We start from the raw sequence: 17,591 nt of genomic DNA, 5'->3' as shown, positions 1-17,591 counted from the left end.
CGTCGGGGACAAGGTGTACCCCGACCCCTATTTCGGATCCAACCTGAGGTCCATTCCCGGCGCGGGGTATCCGATCGGGCAGAACTTCTCCAATCTCCCGATGCCGGTGGACAGCCCGTTTCGGGCCGCCTGGTGGTACCGCACGGAGTTTGAGGTTCCCGGCGCCCTGGCGGGCCGCGCCCTCTGGCTGCATTTCGACGGGATCAACTACCGCGCGAACGTGTGGATGAACGGCCAGCTCGTGGCGGGCGCCGATGAGGTCGCGGGACCGTTCCGCCACTACGAGTTCGACGTGACCCGCTTCGCCAAACCCCTGAGCGCCCTGGCGGTCGAGGTCTTCGCCCCCGAACCCCACGACCTGGGCATCACCTGGGTGGATTGGAACCCTGCCCCTCCCGACAAGGACATGGGACTCTGGGGCGATGTCTATTTGACCGACAGCGGTCCGCTCGCCCTGCGCCACCCGCAGGTCGTCACCCGCTTCGACCTTCCCTCCTTGGAGACGGCCCACCTCACGGTGACGGCCGAGGTGCGGAACACCACCGACCAGCCGGTGCGGGGGACGGTGCGGGGTCAGATCGAGTCCATTCACTTCTCGCAGCCAGTGGCCCTGGGCCCGCGGGAGAGCACGAGCGTTCGCGTCACGCCCGAGCAGGTGCCCTCCCTGAGCGTCGCCCACCCGCGGATGTGGTGGCCGTACCGCCTGGGATCTCCGAACCTCTACACCCTCGCCCTCGAGGTCGAGGCGGGCGGGGCCATCTCCGACCGACAGGAGGTCCGCTTCGGCATGCAGCAGATCTCGTCCGAGCTGACGGAGGGCGGCCACCGCCTTTTCAAGGTCAACGGAAGGCCCCTCCTCATCCGCGGGGGGGGATGGGCCCCTGACATGATGCTGCGCCCATCGCCTTCCCGTTGGGAGGCCGAGCTGCGCTACGTGAGGGAGATGGGCCTCAACACCATCCGCCTCGAGGGCAAGCTAGACAACGACGCCCTTTTCGACCTCGCCGACCGCAACGGGATCCTGGTCATGGCGGGCTGGTGCTGCTGCGACCACTGGGAGCAGTGGGACAAATGGAGCCCGGAGAACCGGCGGGTGGCGGCGTCGTCGCTCACCGATCAGATCCGCCGCTTGCGGAACCATCCGAGCCTCCTCGTCTGGCTGAACGGCAGCGACAACCCTCCCCCGCCCGAGATCGAGCGGACGTACCTCGATATCCTGGCCACGCTGGGCTGGCCCAAGCCGATCCTGTCCTCGGCCACCAAGAAGCCGACACTCTTGAGCGGTCCCACCGGGGTCAAGATGAGCGGTCCCTACGACTACGTGCCGCCGGCCTACTGGCTGGCGGCGGAGAGCCCGGGCGGATTCTCGGGCTTCAACACCGAGACGAGCCCGGGGGCGGCGGTCCCGCCCCTGGAGAGCCTGAAGGAGATGCTCCCCGCCGATCATCTCTGGCCCATCGACGCCGAGTGGAACTTCCACGCCGGCGGGGGCCAGTTCAAGGAACTGACGCGCTTCACGGAGGCTCTGGAGGCCCGCTACGGCAAGGCAACTGGTGTCGAGGACTACGCGCGCAAGGCCCAGGCCCTCGCCTACGAGGGGGAGCGGGCGATGTTTGAGGCATTCGGCCGCAACAAATACAGCTCCACGGGAGTGGTCCAGTGGATGCTCAACAACGCCTGGCCCTCGCTGATCTGGCACCTCTACGACTACTCCCTTCGTCCGGGAGGCGGATACTACGGAACCAAGAAGGCGTGCGAGCCTCTACACGTCCAGTACTCTTACGACGATCGGTCCGTGGTCGTGGTCAACGACGGGACCGAGCCCAAGGCCGGTCTGAAGGTGACGGTCAAGGTCTTCGATTCAGCCCTCGGTGTGAAGCTCTCGCGCGAGGCCGCCCTCGACGTCCCTCCCGACGGTATGGTCCGCGCCTTGGTGCTGCCCGCGCTCCCGGATCTGACCCCGACGTACTTTCTCCAGCTCGGCCTCCTGGACTCCGGGGGGCGATCGGTCAGCTCCAACTTCTACTGGCTCTCGACCCGGGAAGACGGGCTCGCCTGGGAGAAATCAGACTGGTATCACACGCCCGTGAAAACCCACGCCGACCTCACCGCTCTGGCCGCGCTCCCCCCGACCACGCTTGCCCTGAGCGCGCGGTTCGAGGAGGCCGGCCCGGAGGGCCTGGCCCGCGTCCGCATCGAGAACACGGGCCCGTCGCTGGCCTTCCAGGTTCACTTGAAGCTCAGCGAGAGAGCGGGGGAACGGGAGATCCTGCCCGTGTGGTGGGAGGACAACTACCTTGCCCTGCTGCCGGGGGAAAAGAGGGACCTTCGCGTCTCCTACCCCCTCCGTCCGGGCGCGGCCCGCCCCGTGGTCGAGGTGGACGCCTGGAACGTCTCCCGCGCCACGTACTAAGGCGCGCCGTCGGGGGCTCGGCTACTCGAGTACCGTCTTCCAGCCGCGCCGGTTGAGGTCCCAGTAGATGGTGGCGGCGCCGGCGGCGGCCACGAGCAGGAAGGCGACCCCCTCGAGGGTGGCGCCGAAGATGATCTTGCCCACCCCGAACAGGGTCATATAGACGAAGACGCACCCGGCCAGCCAGTCCAGGAGGTTGTGGAGGCCGTCGTGGACGGGCACCACGTCCGTGGCCTCGCGGGCGATGGGGCCCCAGAGCGAAGCGCTGGGCCGGACCCGACGATAGAACGCGAGGAGGGTCTCCTTGCTCTCAGGCGCGGTCAGGAATGTCACCGCCAGCCAGGTAATCGTGGAGCAGGCCACGGTGATGATCAGCTTCCAGGCGAACTCCGCGGGCTCGTCGTCCCTCAGGTTGTAGCCGAAGGTCAGCAGCAGCGAGACCACGAAGGAGGCGGCCATGGCCGAGACCTCGCTCCAAGCGTTGATGCGCCACCAGAACCAGCGCAGGATGAAGACGCTCCCCGTTCCCGCCCCCAGGGCGATGAGGAGCCGCCAGGCGCCCGCGATTGAGTCCTGGTAGTAGGTGACCACGCAGGAAGCGAGCATGATCAGGACGGTGGCCATCTGGGACACCCTGACGTAGTGCTTTTCGTTGCCGGCCTTCACCAGGAACCGCCGGTAGAAATCGTTGACCAGGTAGGAGGCGCCCCAGTTGAGCTGGGTCCCCACCGTGGACATGTAGGCGGCCGCGAAGGCCGCGATCATGATCCCGCGCAGGGCGACGGGGAACACCTGGGGGTCGACGATGGTCTTGATGAAGCCGGACTCCTTGTCGACCAGGTCGGGGTAGAGGACCAGCGAGCAGAGCGCGGTCAGGACCCACGGCCAGGGGCGGATCGCGTAGTGGGCCACGTTGAACCAGAGGGTGGCCAGGAGCGAGTGCTTCTCGTCCTTGGCGCAGAAGATGCGCTGGGCGATGTAGCCCCCGCCTCCCGGCTCCGCCCCGGGGTACCAGGCCGCCCACCAATTGACGGCGATGTAGACGAAGAAGGTGATCATCGGCATCCAGGCCGAGCCCAGGTCGGGGGTGAAGGAAAGGATTGAGCCCTGGCCCCCGCCGCTGGCTGCCCGCGCCACGTCCAGGGCGTGCAGCTTCTCCTTGAGCACGGCCATGCCGCCCACCGCCGCCACCGCGTAGACGGCGAGGATGATGACCATGCCCATCTTCAGCACGAACTGGAAGAGATCCATCACCAGGACGCCCCAGAGCCCCGAGAGGGTCGAGATCATGGAGGTGACGAGCATGATGCCGAACACCAGCATCAAGGCCTCGATCTTGGCGATCCCGAAGATGATAATGAGGATCTTCACCATGGCCAGGTTCACCCAGCCCAGGATGATGCAGTTGATGGGGAGGCCGAGATAGAGCGAGCGGAAGCCGCGCAGAAACGCGGCTGGCTTGCCGCTATAGCGGATCTCCGCAAACTCCACGTCGGTGAGAACGCCGGCCCGTCGCCAGAGGCGGGCGAAGAAGAAGACGGTGAGCATGCCGCTCATGAGCATGCTCCACCAGATCCAGTTGCCGGCGATGCCGTTCTTGGCCACGAACCCGGTCACGGCGAGGGGAGTGTCCGCGGCGAAGGTGGTGGCCACCATCGATGTACCGGCCAGCCACCAGCTCACCTTGCGGCCGCCCACGAAGAAGTCCTCCGTGGAGCGGGTGGCCCGCTTTCGGTAGTAGAGGCCGATCAGAATGTTGGCCAGGAAGTAGACCGCGATGGCGAGCCAATCCCACCAAGTCAGCTTCATTTGCCAGCCTCCCCGGCCACGGAGCCCGGACGGAACGCTGGGGATGCTAACACACGCCATCCCGAGCGGGCGTGGCTCCCCGCCGCCTCCCGCGAGCCCGCTGACGCCCCGCGCGCCGCTCGCCCGCTGCCTTGACTTTTGTACGGGCGCCGCTACCGTTGTTCGGTGATTCCCGTGTGGACTGCCCCGTCGGGGCGGGGATGCGCCTCCTCCCGCGGCCGTGGCCGGTCCGCGCGGGAGGTTGATGGTGCTGTCCTGGTCGTTGCGCGTTTCCCCTGGGAGCCGTTCCCCCCCCGCGCCGAAGATGACCCACCCCCGCCGGTACTTCTCCCCCCACGGGTCTTGGTCCACGCGGGCCCCGGGGACCTAAGGGGACGGGCCCGGGCATGACCACCCGCTTCGAGGCGGAGGTCCGCGAGCAGCCGGTCGTGCTGGGACGGCTCCTCAGCGAGGGTCGGGAGGGCGCGGAGGCCATCGCCGCCAAGGTCCGCGGCTACGCCCCCCGCTTCGCGGTCCTGGCCGCGCGGGGCACCTCCGACAACGCGGCCCACTATGGGCAATACCTTCTCGGCATCCAGAATCGGCTGGTGGCGGCCCTCGCCACCCCTTCGCTCTTCACCCACTACGACGCCACCCCCTCCCTCGCGGGCGCGTTCGTGATCGGCATCAGCCAGTCGGGGCAGTCTCCCGACATCGTGGAAGTGGTCCGTGCCGCCCGCGGCCAGGGAGCGGTCACCCTGGCCATCACCAACGACGTGCGCTCCCCCCTCGCCTCCGCCGCGGAGCTCGTTCTCCCCCTCCTGGCCGGGAAAGAGGAGGCGGTGGCGGCGACCAAGACCTACACCGCGCAGCTGATGGCCCTGGCCATGGTCAGCGCGGCCCTGCGTGCGGAGGAGACCGCTTGGGAGGAGCTGGGCAAGATCCCCGAGCTCGTGGCGCGGTCGATTGATCTCGGCCTCCCCTTCATCCCCCTCGCCGCCCGCTTCCGCGAACAGACCCGCCTCGTGGTCGTGGGCCGCGGCTACAACCTCTCCACCGCCCTCGAGATCGCGCTCAAGATCAAGGAGACGAGCGCCATCATGGCCGACGGTTATTCGTCCGCCGATTTTCTCCACGGGCCGATGGCGATCCTGGACCAGAGCCTTCCCGTCATGGTCGTGGCTCCGGGGACGCGCACTTTCGAGGAGCTGGAAGGCGTGGTGGGCCTGGCGAAGGAGAGAGGCGCGCGCCTTCTCGCGATCTCGGATCGGCGGTCGCTCCTGGAGGCGGCGGAGATCGGAATGCCGCTGCCCCCCGACATCCCGGAGTGGCTCTCCCCACTGGTGGCGGTCGTGCCGGGGCAGATCTGGGCCCTCGGCTTGAGCCTCGCCCGCGGCATGCACCCCGACGCGCCGAGGGGCCTGTCCAAGGTGACGCGGACGCGATGAAGGGGCAGGAGCTCCTCCTCGCCGTCAACGGGGCGGGGCCGAGGACGCAGGCCGTGGTCACCGACCTGGAGGGTCGTGTGCTGGCCCGGGGGTTCGGGCCCCCCAGCAACCTCCATCAGGTGGGGGTCGAGTCCCTGGGCAAGGCCCTCACCGCGGCCATCGAAGGCGCTCTCCTGAACGCGCTGGGGGCGGGAGCCGCCGGCCAGGGGGCGCCCTGGCGGACGGCAGGCATCGCCGCCGCTTGCTTCGGGCTGGCGGGCGTCGACGGCCCCGAGGACGAGGCCCAGGTTTCCCGCTGGGTGAAGGATCAAGGCATCGCGCCGCGCTTCGTGGTGGTCAACGATTCCGAGCTGATCGTGGCCGGCGGCACCCCCGAGGGCTGGGGGGCGGCGCTCATCAGCGGCACCGGCTCCGTCTGCCTGGGTCGGTCGGCGGATGGACGAACCGCGCGCGTCGGGGGATGGGGGCCGCTCCTCGGCGACGAGGGAAGCGGCTATCAAATAGCACTCCGGGCCTTGCGTCTTGCCACCCAGACCGCGGACGGAAGGGCGGAGGCCCCGGCGCTGCTGCAGACGGTGCTGCGCCACTACTCCTTGACCGACGCCGGGGATTTGATCCGCCACATCTACGCGCCCGGGCGGACCTCCGCCGAGCTGGCCGATCTCGCCCCCGTGGTGGTGGAGCTGGGCGGGAACGGAGACGCCGCCGCTCGCGCGATCGTCGAGGAGGCTGCGCGCGAGCTCGCTCTGCAGCTGGACACCGTGATCCGACGGCTCCGGCTCGACCAGCCCCCGGTGGCCCTCGCCGGCAACCTCCTCCGAGGGGACATGCGGCAGGCGGTGCTGGCCGCGGTCCGCAGCCCGATCGGGGCCGTGACTTACGTCGGGGATCCCTGCCTGGGAGCGGTCGCCGTCGCGCGCCGCCTCTTGAAAACGCCCGCGCCGCCGCGGGGATGAGGCGCGGCCGGTTCCGGAGCGGCGGGAGCGGCGGCGGTCAGTGGTCGGACCCTGGCCCGGAGGCGGGCTTCAATCGGGTGTCCAGCTTCTGGTTCCATTCCTCCAGGGAGAGCGTCTTGAGCTCGTCGAGCTGACCGGCGGCCAGGGCCAGCTTCCTCACCGCCGGCACCACCGCCAGCTCGACCTCGGCGCGAGGTTTCTGGCTCCGATCCGCGACCCGCTGGGCCTCCGCCAGCCAGCTCTCCGGGGCTTGCCGACCGGCGCGGATGGCCTCCAGGGCTTGCTCTCCGACCTCGCCCAGAGCGGCCAGGTCTCGGGACAAGGGCCGGACCTCCGCCCCCCGGCCGGAGAGGAGGGGCTCCAGAATCGGGTGGTTGTTGCGCCAGGTCGAGAAGGTCGCGCGCAACGGCCGGTCGTCGCGGGCCGGAGGAGGCGTGCGAAGAAAGGCATCCACCTCCTTGCGCAGGCGACGGGCAGCCATGCTCTCCGGGCGCGCGGCGTCCACCAGGCGGTCGAGGGGCGTCGCGCTCGTGTAGGTCCGCAGCTGACCGCGGGCGTAGCCCCTCACCGGCTCCACCAGGTCGGCCAGGAGGCGCAAGGGCTCGATCGGGTGGTCCGCCACCAGCCCTCTCAGCATCGGCTCGTAGTTGGAGCGGTGCTTCACCCCGGTGGCCTCGAGCCGGACGCTCTGGATCTCCAGCCGGCGGTACATGTCCTCGACATCGCGCACGTCGGAGGGTGACCACAGCCGCTCCGCGATCGCCGCCGTCCGCGGCCACAGGCGAGAGTCGATGGTCTCCGGACTCACGAACTCGCCCCACATGCAGGCCTCGCCCCCCAGGATGTGGGGGCGTGCTTCCGCGGAGGGGGGGCTCCCCGGGGGCAGGGGATCGTTCAGGTAGTGCAAGGAGGCGGGCTGCAGGTGATCGAGGTAGTAGCCGCTCGACAGGATCCCGTCGTAGCCGAGCCGGGCGGCCTCGACCAGGGCCTGGGCGCCGCGCCAGGACTGCACCACGATGCTCTTCGGCAGCTCCGGCCGCAGGATCTCGTCCCATCCCACCATCCGCTTCCCGTGCCGGGCCAGGATCTCGTTGATGCGGCGGTTGAAGTGGGCTTGGAGCTGGGGGGCGTCGTCGATCTTCCGCCGGTACAGGAAATCGAGCACGCCCGGGTTCTCGTTCCACTGACGCGGGGTGACCTCGTCACCCCCGATGTGGAGATAGGCGTCTGGGAAGAGCCCCGCCATCTCGGCCAGGAAGCGGTCCAGGAAGGCGTAGACCTCGTCACGGGTCGGGTCCAGGACGTCGTCGAAGACCCCCCAGGTGCGCGCGAGGGAGAAGGGCCCGGGGGCGCTGCCCAGCTCCGGATAGCCCACGAGCCAGCTCGTCGAATGACCGGGTACGTCGAACTCGACCACGACCCGGATGCCCCGGTCGCGGGCGTAAGCGAGGACGTCCCGGACCTGTTGCTGGGTGTAGTAGAGGCCGTCGGAGCCCTTCTCGTGGAGCTTCGGGAAGACCAGGCTCTCGATGCGGAAGCCCTGGTCCTCGCTCAGGTGCCAGTGAAGGACGTTGAGCTTCACCGCCGCCATCGCGTCCAGGTTGCGCTTGATCACGTCCAGGGGCTGCCAGCGCCGGCAAGGATCGATGAGGAGGCCGCGCCAGGGGAAGCGGGGGCGGTCCCGGATCCGGACCGCGGGAACCACGTGACGGCTCCCCTCGGGGCGGATGAGCTGCAGGAAGGTCTCCAGGCCGCGCAGGATGCCGAGGGGGTTGGGGGCGGTGAGTCGGGCCTGGCGTGGCGTCACCGCGAGCTCGTAGGACTCGTCCTCCGTCAGGTCCTGCACGGGCAGGCCGGGGGCCGCGGCCTCGAGAAGCAGGGTCGAGTTCTTCCCCCCTTTGTCGGCTCCGGCCAGGCGCAAGCCGGTCGCGGCCTCCAGCCGGGCCCGCAGGCGCTTCCGCGCCGCCTCCAGGCGTGGCTCGGAGGCGCCCACGGAGGCGATGCTGAAGCGGGCGTCCAGGACCAGCTGCCCGGTCTGCCACTCGAGCTTCTCCGGAGCCGGCATCAGGTCGTGGCTTCCCGGAGCGAGGGGCTGGGCGGGGCCGGGGGAGGGGACGGCGATCGCCGCGAGACTGAGGACGGCGCTGAGCAATGTCCGCCGAGATGGCATAGGACCTCCCCCTGGGTCACGACGCGGTTCGGGCATAAGCTCCCCCGTCTCCCCCCGCAAGTCAAGGACACGCCCGCGAAGATCATAAGAGCGCTCGGCGGTTTGCTTGAGCCTCTCCAGGCGAGGTGATAGCGTCCGGATGGACCATGACCACGAGCAGCGCACGCCCCCCGGACCCCGAGGCCGCTCTTTTCGCGGTGCGGGGTCGGCTGGTTCTGGACCGTGGTCTCGTCCCGGGGGCGGTGATCGTGCAGGCGGGCCGCATCGCGGAGGTGGTTCTCGAGCCCGCCCCGGCCGCTCTGCCCCCGACCGTCCACGAGGCCGCCATCGTCTCCCCGGGTTTCATCGACCTGCAGGTGAACGGTGGGTTCGGGGTGGAGGTGGGTGAGCGCGCCGACTCCATCCACCGCCTCGCGGCCCGGCTCCCCGCTAGGGGGGTGACCGCCTTCCTTCCCACCCTCGTGAGCTCGGCGGCCGAGGTCTACCCGCGCGCCTGCCAGGCCTTCCTGGCCAGCCGGGACGCAGTCGGGGCCCTCCCGCTGGGCCTCCACCTGGAAGGGCCGTTCCTGTCCCTGCGTCGCGCGGGCGCGCACCGGGCGAGCGCGATCGAGAGCGCGTCTCCGGATGTCTGGGACCCGTTCCTGGAACACGACGCCCTGCGCCTGGTAACCCTCGCCCCCGAGGTGGAGGGAGCCCTCGGACACATCCAGAGGCTGCGCCAGGAAAACGTGGTGGTCAGCCTGGGGCACACGGATGCCTCCTACGAGGAGTTCCGACGGGGGATCGATGCCGGCGCGACCATGGTCACCCACGTCTACAACGCGATGTCGGGCTTCCGGCCCCGGGCTCCGGGGGCGGTGGGGGCGGCGCTGGTCGACGAGCGGGTGACGGTGGGCTTGATCGCGGACGGCGTTCACTCTCATCCCGCCAGCCTTCGCTTGGCCGTGCGCGCGAAAGGGCCGGACAAGGTCGCCCTCGTCAGCGACGCCATCGCGGGGGCAGGGATGGAGCCCGGCCGATACCAACTCGGGGGCCTGGAGATCCTGGTGGAGGATGGCCAGGCCCGGCTCCCCGATGGAACGCTGGCGGGTTCGGTGCTCTTGCTCGATCAAGCCGTCCGCAACGTCGTGGCCTGGGCGGAGACCGGCGTGGGGGAGGCCTGCCGCATGGCCAGCGAGGTTCCGGCCCGGCTGCTCGGGCTCCGGTCCAAGGGGCGTCTGGCGGTCGGGTTGGACGCCGACCTCGTACTCCTCGACGACGCCCTCCGGGTCCGGGCGACGTTCCGGGAGGGCCGCTCCATCTACCGGGCGACTTAGCAGCCCCCGGGTTCGCGAAGGGGGCGCCGGGAAGGAAGGGTTGGGACCGCTCCTCGGGGGAAGAGACGGGGAGCCGCCTACTTCCCTCCCTGCAGGAACTCCTCCACCGCCTGCACGAAGAGCGCCGGCTGGTCGACAAAGGTCATGTGTCCGCTCGCGGGGAGGACGACGAGCTTGGAGCCCGCGATCCGCTCGTGCATGGCCCGCGCGAGGGCCGGATCGCATTCGTCGTGGTCGCCCACCGTGATCAAGGTGGGGACCTTGATCGTGCCCAGGCGGTCCGCGTACTCCACGGATCTCAGGTTTCCGTCGATCACAAACTCCCCGTTCGTGCCCCACATCTCTCGGTAGAGGTCCCAGGACATGCGGCCGCTGTCGAGGGGGTCGTAATTGGCGTCGGGGCGGCCCCGATAGACGTACGGGAAGTAGCCCTCGCCCCAAGCCGCCACCATGTAGTCGTTGGGGTAGCGCCTCTGCTCGTACGGCTTGCCCTGCCCGAAGAGGCCCCGCTTCTCCAGGCCCTCGATCCTCTCCCGCAGCTCGGGGGCCATTTGTTGCTTCATCCGGACGAAGACCTGGTTCATCTCCTGCGTGCTGTGGAACGTGCTACAGAGCAGGAGGTGGGTGAGGTGGGCCTGGTACTTGAAGGCGTAGGCCTGGGCCAGGATGCCGCCGTAGGAATGGCCGAGGAGGGCCACTCGCTCCAGGCCCAGAGCCTGGCGCACAGCCTCCGTGTCCTCGACCATGTTCTCGACGGTGTAGGTCTGGGGGTTCTCGAGCCGCTCCGACCGACCGGAGCCGCGCTCGTCGACGAAGACGAGCCGGTGGTGCCGGGCCAGGGGCAGAAGGTGGGGGAGGAAGTAGTCGTGAGACGCCCCCGGACCGCCGTGGAGGATGAGCAAGGGTCGGCCCCGGCCCAGGGTCTTGTAGTAGACGAGCACGCCGTGGGCGTCCACGAACCCCTCCTGGAGGGGATAGGTCGCGGGGGTCGTGGGGGGTGCCTCCCCGACCGCGGCGGAGGCCAGGCCCAGGACGCCAAGGGCCAGGCACGAGCGAAGGGCGGATCGCCTCATAGACTCCTCCTTATTTTGTTCTCGGCCGGGACGCCCGGTCAGCCCGAGCGGGGGGTGACCTGAGGGCGCCCGAAGAGGGTGGCCAGCTCGTCCGCTCCGTCGGCGTCGGTGATGGCCAGCACCTCGTCCTCGATCTCGAACTGCAGCGGACCGCGGGGGATCACGATCTCGCCGTGGCGGATGATGGCGGCGATCACGGAGTTGGGGGGCAGGGGGAGGTCCTTGATAGCCACGCCGACCGCGCGCGCGCCGGGAGGGATCTTCTCGCCCACCAGGGAGTACCGGCCGCGCCGCAGCTTGAGCAGGGTCATCATGTCCCCGAGCGACATCTCCTGCTCGATGAGGCTGGCCAGGATGTCGGCCTGGTTCAAGGCGACGTCGACGTGGAAGTTCTTGTCGAAGAGCCAGGCGTTGCGGGGATTGTTGATGCAGGCGATGGTGCGGGGAACCTTGTAGCGGGTGCGGGCCAGGAAGCAGAGGGCGAGGTTGTCGGCGTCCCCGGCCATGCAGGCGGTGAGGACCTGGGCCCGCTCCACCCCCGCCAGCTCCAGGGTCTGGGCATCGGTGGCGTTGCCTTCGTAGATCACCTCGGTGGGGAGCTCGCGGTGGATGTGGGCCAGGACCTCGCGCCGGTGCTCGATGAGGTGCACCTGGTGCTCCTGGGCCACCAGGAACGTGGCCAGTTGCGCGCCCGTCCTCCCCCCCCCAGCAATGATGACAAACATCTCAGGCCTCCCGGGGAGCGGGCAGGAGGCGTCGCAAGGCCTCGATCCCCTCCAGGGTCGCGCTCACGTGGACCACGTCTCCGGCCTCGAGAGGCGTCCCCGCGGAAGGCAGGACGGCCTTGCCCGCGCGGGTCAGCGCCACCGGCAGGCAGGCCCCCGGGGCCAGCATCTCCCCGAGGGTGCGCCCCCCCCAGGCCTCCGGCACCGCCAGCTCGTAGACCTCGACCTCCCCGTTGCCGGCGGAGAAGACGCTGCGACCGTGGTGCTGGTAAAGGAGCTCCTCGATGCGCTGCGCTCCCCAGGCGGTGGAGCTCACCAGCTGCAGGCCGAAAGCCTCGTGCAGCGGGCGCCAGCGGGGGTCATAGTTGCGCACCACCACCTGGGGGACGTGGTAGATGGCCCGCGCCACGTGCCCGACCACGGCGTTGACGGAGTCGGAGTTGGTGACCGCGGCCAGCCCGTCGGCCTGCTCGATGCCCGCGCGGCGCAGCACATCCTCGGAGAGCACCTCCCCCGCCAGCGTGCGTCCGCGGTAGCGGGGGTCGAGGTGGGCGAAGGAGGTGCCGACCTGGTCGATCACCGCCACCTGGTGGCCGCGGTCGTAGAGGCGGTAGGCAAGCTCCGAGCCCACCCGTCCGCAACCCACGATGATGATGAACATGCCTAAGCCTTCTCCCCCGCCATCGACTCCAGGCTGCATTGGTAAGGCACGTTGGTGATGACGATGCCCGGCCGGAAGAGCAAGGCCAGGCGCAGCAACACCGCGGTCTGGGCGTGCAGAAGGTTGTGCCAGGACCTCCAAGGAACGAACTGCGGCACCACAATGGTGATGATCTCGTTCGGCTGCCTTTGGTCGGCGATGCGGCGGATGTAGTCCAGCACCGGCTCCAAGAGCTGTCGGTAGGGCGACTCCAGGATCACGAGCCGCACCCCGCTCCCCCAGAGGCCCCACTTGCGCCGGACCGCCTCTGCCTCCTCCGTCGACATGCTGACGTGGACGGCGGTGACGTCGTCGGAGAGCGAGCGCGCGTAGCGCAGAGCGGCCACGGTACCCCGGTGGACGCTGCTGATGGGCAGAATCACCCGATGCCGCGAAACCCGGGGGGGAGCGCCGTAGTGCTCCAGGGACAGGCGCACCGCCATGTCGCGGTAGTGCCGGTGGATGGCGAAGAAGAACGCCACCAGAGTGGGGATGAGCAGGATCACAAACCACGCTCCGTCCCGGAACTTCGTGACCGCGAAGACCAGCATCACCACCGCCGAGCTGAACGCGCCCAAGCCGTTGATCACCATCTTGAGCGCCCAACCCTTCTCGTAACAGAGCACCGAGCCGCGCTCCTTGACCTCTTGGCCGGGGGCCAGATGGCCCACCTTCCACCAGCGGCGCGTCATACCGAGCTGGGAGAGCGTGAAAGAAAGGAAGACCCCGATCGCGTAGAGGGGGATGAGGGCAGTCACGCTGGCCTGGAAGACGATGATGAGGAGGCTGGCGATCACGGCCAGGGCGACGATCCCGCGGGAGAGAACGAGCCGACTCCCGCGATAGGTCAGCTGGCGGGGCAGGAAGCCGTCCGCGGCGTGCAGGGCGGAGAGCCGCGGGAAGTCGGCGTAGGCGGTGTTGGCGGCCATGATCAGGATCAAGGTCGTGGCCACGATGGTGCCGAGGTATAGAAGTCCCCGACCCTCGAAGGCGGTGCGGGCGAGCTGGGAGATGACCGTCTCCTCCTCGGAGGGGACGGCCCCGATGCGGCCGGACAGGTAGGTGATGCCCAGGAAGAGGGTGCCCAGGATGGCCGACATCCAGATCAGGGTGATGCCGGCGTTGCGGCTGCGGGGCTCCTTGAAGGCGGTGATGCCGTTCGACACCGCCTCCACCCCGGTCAAGGCGGTGGTGCCGCTCGAGAAGGCGTGGAGGAGCAGGAAGAGCGTGACCGGCTTCAGCTGCGCGACCACGGGCATGAGCGGGGGGGCCGTCACCGTGCCCAGGGTCCCCATGAGGTAGCGGAAGAACGCCACCCCTACGGTCAGGAACATCATGACCACGAAGAAGTAGGTTGGCACCGCGAAGATGGCTCCGGACTCCTTCACCCCTCGCAGGTTCACGAGCATCACCACCAGGACCAGGAAGACGGAAATCGAGACCCGGTGATCGAAAAGCCCGGGGAACGCGGAGGTGAGCTGGGCCACCCCCGAGGAGACCGAGACGGAAACGGTCAGGATGTAGTCGGTGAGGAGCGCCGCCCCCGCCGTCTGCGCGGGAAGCTCCCCCAGGTTGTCCCGGGCCACGATGTAGGCCCCGCCCCCTCCGGGGTAGGCGTGAATTGTCTGTTCGTAGGAGAGGGTCACGATGATGAGCAGGCCCACGATGGCGAGGGAGATGGGGAATGCGTAGGCGAAGGCACCCGCTCCCGCGAAGGCCAGGATGATCAGGATTTCCTGGGTGGCGTAGGCGGTCGAGGAGAGAGCGTCCGAGGCGAACACGGCCAGGCCCACCGTCTTGCCGATGGCCTGGTGGGGAGCATCCGCGGTGGAGAGAGGCCGCCCGAAGAGCCAGGTCCTCCACGAGCGTGAAGGATACGTATCGGGGACGCCCGCCGGAGGCGTCACCGCTCTTGTTGAGTTGGGCAAGGCTGCCATTCTGGTTCCCGCCACCAAACGGCCGCCAAGGGGCGGGGGGCAGAGGTTAGCACGGTTGGCGGGGCGGCTCACGCGGTGGGGAGGCCGGGCCCCACCGGCGGGTCACCCGATGGGGTGCACTCGGCCTTTGATCGTGCTAGCGGAAGAGGCCCTTCAGGAGGTCGCGGGCCGCGGAGAGCAGCATCCCGTAGTCGATGGGCTGGAGGTTCCCCTCGATCCGCGCGCCGCTGGCGCCGCGCTGCTGCACGCCCAGGGCGACTTCCTCGCTCCGGAGGCGGCGACGCTCATCTTCCAGGTCGGTCTTCTCCCGCTGGCGCGCGCGCTCGAGGCCGCCCGCCCGGATGAACTCCACGATTTGCCGCAGCTCGCCGTGGCTGAACCAGACCCCGTGTCCCTTGCAGACATCGACCATGATGCCGGAGACGTGCGCGAAGTTCTGCCGGTTCATCAGGCGGCGGCACTCCGGGCAGGGCCAGTAGCGCAAGGGCCCTACCGGGCTGCCGGAGGGCTTGGGAGCGGGGCTGGGGAAGGCCGTGGTCAGGACCACCGCCTGTTCCTCCCGCTCCGCGCAGATCCGCTCGAAGGAAGCGGGGTCGACCCAGACCCCGCCGCAGCGCGTGCACTCGTCGAGCGTCACCGAGCCCACGACGGCGGGGCTCATGACGGTCCCGCACTCCGGACAAGGCCGGGGCGGTTGCGGACGGGCCTCCTCCCGCACAGCCTCCGCCCCGCAGTACGCGCAGTGACGGGCCCCTTGGAAGATCCGGGAGAAGCAAGACGGGCAGGCGACGAGGGCGAGGGGCGTGCGGCAGTAGGGGCAGGAGGGCGCCTCCGGGGCCGCGGGGGCGCCGCAGTGGGGGCATGACAGAGCACCCGCGCTCTCGCTCATGGCTCGATTGTAGGCCTTTCGCGGAAAAGCTGTGGATCGCCTGTGGATCGGTTGTGAAAAAAAGGTTGCCTCCGAGCGGGGCGCAAGTCACCGAGCCCGCGTTCCCGCGGCCAAAAGCCGGGGAATCGACCGGACGCCGTCCGTCGCCTGCCGGCGGGCAGGGCCCTTCGGATCACCGGTGCCCTCACGCGTCCCCGGGCAACCCCCTGGGCCTGGGCCTGCGGGCCAGCGTGCCTTTTGATAACTTAGGCGCGTGACTCCCTGGCAAGCCACCCTCGCCGAGGCCCGCGACGACCAGACCCTCCTCCTGGTGGGGGGGTTGATATTCCTGGGTGTCATCGTCCGCGCGGCGGCCCCCGAGGAGGGCGCCCGGCTCAGAGTCGCCCTGTGGTTCCTAGGCTTGCACCTGCTCCTGCTGCCGGCCGCGGGGACCCTGCGTGCCTACGAGCTCTCGTCCTACTCCGACGTCCGCCTCCCCCTCCTCATGTTCGAAATCCTGGCCGTCATCGAGGTCACGGCCTGTTTCGTCTTTGCGGTGGCGCTCCCGCGCGCGGGCCTGCGCAGCCCGCGAATCCTGCGCGACGTGTTGGTGGCCGCCGCTTCCGTGGTCATGGTATTCGTCCTCGGCTCCCGGGCCGGGCTCAACCTCTCTGGCCTCATCGCCACCTCCACCGTGATCACCGCCGTTGTTGGTCTGTCCCTCCAAGACACGCTCGGCAACGTGATGGCCGGCCTCTTCCTGCAGATGGACCAGTCGGTCCAGGTGGGGGATTGGCTGAAGGTGGGGGACCTGTCCGGGCTCGTGAAGGAGACGCGCTGGCGCTACACCAGCGTGGAGACCCGGAATTGGGAGACCCTCATCATTCCCAACGGCACCCTGGTGAAAAACCAGTTCATGGTCCTGGGCCGCCGCCAAGGCCGGCCCCGGCAATGGCGCCGCTGGGTCTACTTCAACGTGGACTTCCGCTATTCCCCCAGCGACGTCATCGGAGCGGTCAGCGAGACCCTCCTCGCCGCCCCCATCGTCAACGTCGCTGCGGACCCGCCCCCCAACTGCATTCTCATCGACCTCCACGAGAGCTACGGCCGCTATGCCGCCCGCTACTGGCTCACCGACCTCGCCGTCGACGATCCCACCGACAGCGCGGTCCGGGTCCGCATCTACTTCGCGCTCAAGCGCGCGGGCATCCCCCTCTCCATCCCCGCCCACGCCGTCTTCATGACCGAGGAGACCCAGGAGCGCAAAGCCATCAAGTCCGAGGAGGAAGAGCGGCGCCGCCTGCAGGCCCTCTCTCACGTCAACGTCTTCGATCACCTCTCGGAGGGGGACAAGCTGCGCTTGGCCGCCGGCCTGCGCTACGCCCCCTTTGCGCGGGGTGAGGTCATGACCCGCCAGGGGGCGGTGGCCCATTGGCTCTACATGATCCTGACGGGAGGGGTCTCGGTGCGGGTGGCGGGGGAGCGCGGGGTGGAGCGCGAGGTCTCACGCCTAGAGGCCCCGGGCTTTTTCGGGGAGATGTCGCTCATGACGGGGGAGCCGCGCGCGGCCACCGTGATCGCGCTGACCGACGTGGAATGCTATCGGCTGGACGCCGCGACCTTCCAGGAGATCATCCGCGAACACCCCGAGTTGGCGGAGAAGGTGGCGGAGGTGCTGGCCCAGCGCCGCGCCGACCTCTTGGCCGCCATCGAGGAACTGGGCGTGGAGGCCCAGGCCCGGGCCGCGGTTTCGAAGCACGACCTGCTCCAGCAGATCAAGGTCTTCTTCGGCATCGGTTCCGGCCCCGGGCGGAGCTGACCCCCCGCCCCCCGATCAGCGGGCGACGGTGAAAGACAGACTGTTGGTGGTCGTGCCCTGGGCATCGGCCAGGGCCACCGCGTAGACCCCGGGCACCACGCTGTCGTCGAGGCTCACCAGCACTTTGACCAGTGTCCCGTCCACGAATTTCTGCCGCACCACGCTGATCCCGGTGGGCGCCTCCTTCAACTTCTAGATGCGCGCCTGGTGGTCCGGGCGGAGGCCCGTCCCGCGCACGTCGAGCATGGTCGTGCTGGGGCGCTTCACGCTCAAGGGCGACACCGCGGTCAGCACCGCCAGCTCCGCGGGCGGGGGGGTCGCCACCGCCACCGGCTTGGGGGTCGGGGCGAGGGTGGTGGGCGGGGTGGGCGTCTGCAC

The 17,591-nt window shown here is 69.3% G+C and carries 14 protein-coding genes; 5 read left to right on the top strand and 9 right to left on the bottom strand.

Features of this window, described 5'->3' with window-relative positions; all coding sequences use genetic code 11:
* A partial coding sequence (locus VN461_09455) for a glycosyl hydrolase family 2 (GenBank protein ID HXB54995.1) occupies window positions 1-2,413 on the top strand: 2,413 nt, incomplete at its 5' end.
* A 21-nt stretch (window positions 2,414-2,434) separates the two neighbouring features.
* On the opposite strand, the gene VN461_09450 is transcribed toward VN461_09455, so the two are convergent.
* Entirely contained in the window at window positions 2,435-4,222 is a 1,788-nt protein-coding gene (locus VN461_09450) for a sodium:solute symporter family protein (GenBank protein ID HXB54994.1), read from the bottom strand.
* Between the two features lie 386 nt (window positions 4,223-4,608).
* On the opposite strand from VN461_09450, the gene VN461_09445 reads away from it, so the two are divergent.
* The gene (locus VN461_09445; GenBank protein HXB54993.1) at window positions 4,609-5,649 is read left to right on the top strand and encodes an SIS domain-containing protein; all 1,041 of its coding nucleotides are present in this window, start codon (window positions 4,609-4,611) and stop codon (window positions 5,647-5,649) included.
* Complete coding sequence (locus VN461_09440; GenBank protein HXB54992.1) at window positions 5,646-6,605, top strand: BadF/BadG/BcrA/BcrD ATPase family protein; 960 nt, start codon at window positions 5,646-5,648, stop codon at window positions 6,603-6,605. Before VN461_09445 ends, VN461_09440 begins: the two co-directional genes overlap by 4 nt.
* 37 nt (window positions 6,606-6,642) lie before the next feature.
* On the opposite strand, the gene VN461_09435 is transcribed toward VN461_09440, so the two are convergent.
* Window positions 6,643-8,775, bottom strand: a complete 2,133-nt coding sequence (locus VN461_09435) for a family 20 glycosylhydrolase (GenBank protein HXB54991.1) — start codon at window positions 8,773-8,775, stop codon at window positions 6,643-6,645.
* 146 nt (window positions 8,776-8,921) lie between these two features.
* Between VN461_09435 and nagA the strand changes: the two genes are divergently transcribed.
* Window positions 8,922-10,091 (top strand): N-acetylglucosamine-6-phosphate deacetylase, encoded by a 1,170-nt coding sequence (gene nagA, locus VN461_09430; GenBank protein HXB54990.1) that lies wholly within the window; start codon window positions 8,922-8,924, stop codon window positions 10,089-10,091.
* Window positions 10,092-10,168: 77 nt separating this feature from the next.
* Here the strand turns inward: nagA and VN461_09425 are convergent, their stop codons facing one another.
* The 5 genes from VN461_09425 to VN461_09405 all read right to left on the bottom strand — a co-directional run bounded on the left by VN461_09425 (window position 10,169) and on the right by VN461_09405 (window position 15,415).
* The gene (locus tag VN461_09425) at window positions 10,169-11,164 is read right to left on the bottom strand and encodes a proline iminopeptidase-family hydrolase (protein ID HXB54989.1); all 996 of its coding nucleotides are present in this window, start codon (window positions 11,162-11,164) and stop codon (window positions 10,169-10,171) included.
* 38 nt (window positions 11,165-11,202) lie between these two features.
* Window positions 11,203-11,889 (bottom strand): NAD-binding protein, encoded by a 687-nt coding sequence (locus VN461_09420; protein ID HXB54988.1) that lies wholly within the window; start codon window positions 11,887-11,889, stop codon window positions 11,203-11,205.
* A gap of 1 nt (window position 11,890) precedes the next feature.
* Complete coding sequence (locus tag VN461_09415) at window positions 11,891-12,550, bottom strand: NAD-binding protein (protein HXB54987.1); 660 nt, start codon at window positions 12,548-12,550, stop codon at window positions 11,891-11,893.
* 2 nt (window positions 12,551-12,552) lie between these two features.
* Window positions 12,553-14,517 carry an amino acid permease gene (locus VN461_09410; GenBank protein ID HXB54986.1) on the bottom strand — a complete coding sequence of 655 codons (1,965 nt, stop codon included), beginning with the start codon at window positions 14,515-14,517 and terminating at the stop codon, window positions 12,553-12,555.
* A gap of 145 nt (window positions 14,518-14,662) precedes the next feature.
* On the bottom strand, window positions 14,663-15,415 hold the full coding sequence (locus tag VN461_09405; GenBank protein HXB54985.1) for a zf-TFIIB domain-containing protein: 753 nt from the start codon (window positions 15,413-15,415) through the stop codon (window positions 14,663-14,665).
* Window positions 15,416-15,668: 253 nt separating this feature from the next.
* On the opposite strand from VN461_09405, the gene VN461_09400 reads away from it, so the two are divergent.
* Entirely contained in the window at window positions 15,669-17,213 is a 1,545-nt protein-coding gene (locus VN461_09400; GenBank protein HXB54984.1) for a mechanosensitive ion channel family protein, read from the top strand.
* A 15-nt stretch (window positions 17,214-17,228) separates the two neighbouring features.
* On the opposite strand, the gene VN461_09395 is transcribed toward VN461_09400, so the two are convergent.
* Window positions 17,229-17,402 (bottom strand): hypothetical protein, encoded by a 174-nt coding sequence (locus tag VN461_09395; GenBank protein ID HXB54983.1) that lies wholly within the window; start codon window positions 17,400-17,402, stop codon window positions 17,229-17,231.
* A 3-nt stretch (window positions 17,403-17,405) separates the two neighbouring features.
* On the bottom strand, window positions 17,406-17,591 hold a 186-nt coding region (locus VN461_09390; protein ID HXB54982.1), incomplete at its 5' end, for a hypothetical protein.

It is taken from the genome of Vicinamibacteria bacterium (genome assembly GCA_035570235.1).
In the GTDB taxonomy this organism is placed as follows: Bacteria; Acidobacteriota; Vicinamibacteria; order Fen-336; family Fen-336; genus DATMML01.
This window is presented reverse-complemented; position numbering and strand designations above follow the sequence as displayed.